The 3,446-nt window shown below is 55.3% G+C and carries 2 rRNA genes; both read left to right on the forward strand.

The window, feature by feature from the left end:
• Nucleotides 1-49 precede the first annotated feature (49 nt).
• Nucleotides 50-2,876: ribosomal RNA gene (locus tag CVM52_RS22830) — 23S ribosomal RNA — on the forward strand.
• Between the two features lie 85 nt (nt 2,877-2,961).
• Nucleotides 2,962-3,076 (forward strand): 5S ribosomal RNA (gene rrf, locus CVM52_RS22835).
• The last annotated feature ends 370 nt before the right edge of the window (nt 3,077-3,446 follow it).

The following is a 3,446-nucleotide window of genomic DNA, read 5'->3' on the forward strand; positions in this document are numbered from 1 at the left end:
GAACCAGCCCGGGGCCGCGCTGGGCGCGAGCCTTGCTTTTTCTGGATCAAATCAAGCGCGAGAAGGGCGTTTGGTGGATGCCTTGGCAGTAAGAGGCGATGAAGGACGTGATACTCTGCGATAAGCTGGGGGGAGCCGAGAATAGGCTTTGATCCCCGGATCTCCGAATGGGGCAACCCACCTGACAGTTTGTTATTATTGCCTTCGGGCAGCTAATAATGAGCTGAAACAGGTACTTTTAACCTGAATACATAGGGTTTTAAGAGCAAACCCGGGGAACTGAAACATCTAAGTACCCGGAGGAAAGGACATCAATAGAGACTCCCCTAGTAGCGGCGAGCGAACGGGGACCAGCCGAGCCTTGAGTGTGAATAGAATGGTCTGGAAAGGCCAACCATAGTGGGTGACAGTCCCGTATATGAAGCATGATAGGACGTATTAAGTAGGGCGGGACACGTGAAATCCTGTCTGAAGATCGGGGGACCACCCCCGAAGGCTAAGTACTCCTTACTGACCGATAGCGAACCAGTACCGTGAGGGAAAGGTGAAAAGCACCCCGACGAGGGGAGTGAAACAGTACCTGAAACCGAACGCCTACAATCAGTCGGAGGGACCTCGCGTCCTGACGGCGTACCTTTTGTATAATGGGTCATCGACTTGGTCTATCTAGCAAGCTTAAGCCGATAGGTGTAGGCGCAGCGAAAGCGAGTCTTAATAGGGCGTTGAGTTAGATGGATCAGACCCGAAACCGAGTGATCTAGGCATGGCCAGGCTGAAGGTAAGGTAACACTTACTGGAGGGCCGAACCCACATCCGTTGAAAAGGATCGGGATGAGCTGTGCCTAGGGGTGAAAGGCCAATCAAACTCGGAGATAGCTGGTTCTCCGCGAAATCTATTTAGGTAGAGCGTCATCCGAATACCCCGGGGGGTAGAGCACTGGATGGGTAATGGGGCCCCACAGGCTTACTGATCCTAACCAAACTCCGAATACCCGGGAGTACTAGATGGCAGACACACTGCGGGTGCTAACGCCCGTAGTGGAGAGGGAAACAACCCTGACCTCCAGCTAAGGCCCCCAATTCATGGCTAAGTGGGAAAGCAGGTGGGACGACCAAAACAACCAGGAGGTTGGCTTAGAAGCAGCCATCCTTTAAAGATAGCGTAACAGCTCACTGGTCTAATCAAGTTGTCCTGCGGCGAAGATGTAACGGGGCTCAAGCCATGAGCCGAAGCTGAGGATGCCGTAAGGCATGGTAGCGGAGCGTAGTGTGACATAGTTCCATGTCTCCTTAGCGCCTTCGGGCGTGTTGGAGACGCGGAGCTTTCTGTGAAGCCGGCGCGTGAGCGATCCGGTGGAGAGATCACTAGCGAGAATGATGACATGAGTAGCGACAAACAGTGTGAGAGACACTGTCGCCGAAAGTCCAAGGGTTCCTGCTTAAAGCTAATCTGAGCAGGGTAAGCCGGCCCCTAAGGCGAGGCAGAAATGCGTAGTCGATGGGAACCAGGTTAATATTCCTGGGCCAGTGGGATGTGACGGATTGTGAAGGTTGTTCACCCTTATCGGATTGGGTGGGCCGCTGATCAGTTCCTGGAAATAGCCCCACACCAGACCGTACCCTAAACCGACACAGGTGGACTGGTAGAGAATACCAAGGCGCTTGAGAGAACGATGTTGAAGGAACTCGGCAAAATACCTCCGTAAGTTCGCGAGAAGGAGGCCCAGTTTCTACGCAAGTATTGGCTGGGGGCACAAACCAGGGGGTGGCGACTGTTTACTAAAAACACAGGGCTCTGCGAAGTCGCAAGACGACGTATAGGGTCTGACGCCTGCCCGGTGCCTGAAGGTTAAAAGGAGGGGTGCAAGCTCTGAATTGAAGCCCAGGTAAACGGCGGCCGTAACTATAACGGTCCTAAGGTAGCGAAATTCCTTGTCGGGTAAGTTCCGACCTGCACGAATGGCGTAACGACTTCCCCGCTGTCTCCAACATCGACTCAGCGAAATTGAATTGCCTGTCAAGATGCAGGCTTCCCGCGGTTAGACGGAAAGACCCCGTGCACCTTTACTACAGCTTCGCACTGGCATCAGGATTGTGATGTGCAGGATAGGTGGTAGGCTTTGAAACCGGAACGCCAGTTTCGGTGGAGCCACCCTTGAGATACCACCCTTCGCACTCTTGATGTCTAACCGCGGTCCGTTATCCGGATCCGGGACCCTGCGTGGCGGGTAGTTTGACTGGGGCGGTCGCCTCCTAAAGCGTAACGGAGGCGCGCGAAGGTTGGCTCAGAGCGGTCGGAAATCGCTCGTTGAGTGCAATGGCAGAAGCCAGCCTGACTGCGAGACTGACAAGTCGAGCAGAGTCGAAAGACGGCCATAGTGATCCGGTGGTCCCAAGTGGGAGGGCCATCGCTCAACGGATAAAAGGTACGCCGGGGATAACAGGCTGATACTGCCCAAGAGTCCATATCGACGGCAGTGTTTGGCACCTCGATGTCGGCTCATCTCATCCTGGGGCTGGAGCAGGTCCCAAGGGTACGGCTGTTCGCCGTTTAAAGAGGTACGTGAGCTGGGTTTAGAACGTCGTGAGACAGTTCGGTCCCTATCTGCCGTGGGTGTAGGATACTTGAGAGGAGTTGCCCCTAGTACGAGAGGACCGGGGTGAACGATCCACTGGTGGACCTGTTGTCGTGCCAACGGCAGTGCAGGGTAGCTATGATCGGACAGGATAACCGCTGAAGGCATCTAAGCGGGAAGCCCCCCTCAAAACAAGGTATCCCTGAGGGCCGTGGTAGACCACCACGTCGATAGGCCGGAGATGTAAGCGCGGTAACGCGTTCAGTTGACCGGTACTAATTGCCCGATAGGCTTGATTTGATCCAGTAATAGCCAGGTTCTGGCGTTACGCGATCGAAAGCATACACCGCAGTGTACGACTTGGACATCTCAGGACTTTTCTTGGTTTGGTGATCATAGCGAGAGCAAAACACCCGGCTCCATTCCGAACCCGGCCGTTAAGTGCCTTAGCGCCGATGGTACTGCGTCTTAAGACGTGGGAGAGTAGGTCATCGCCAAACCTAGCAAGGTCCTGATTGTATCTCTCTGCGATGTTCCCCCCAATCAATTGCTGTTGCAAGCAGGCCTGACCGGGCCGGCCGTTTTTGCGTTTGCGTTTGCGTTCGCGTGTGCGCGCTGTCTGCGCCGCCGGCACCCCCTGCGGCTGCGGCCGGCTCTACGTGAGGGCTTGACCAAAACCCCAGGCCGGGCAGAGTGGTCCGAGCGGAATGAAAGTTGAGACCCGAATCGACCTGCGGACAGCCCGATGGCACATGCATCCGACGCCGTGATCAAGTTATACGAGGGCGCGATTCGGGCGCTGGACACCAAATCGCAAATCTTCCTCGCCTTTATCGCGATCACCATGGCGCCCGTGTTCAACCGGCTCGA

The organism is Pseudooceanicola lipolyticus, from assembly GCF_002786325.1.
GTDB classification, from domain to species: Bacteria; Pseudomonadota; Alphaproteobacteria; order Rhodobacterales; family Rhodobacteraceae; genus Pseudooceanicola_C; species Pseudooceanicola_C lipolyticus.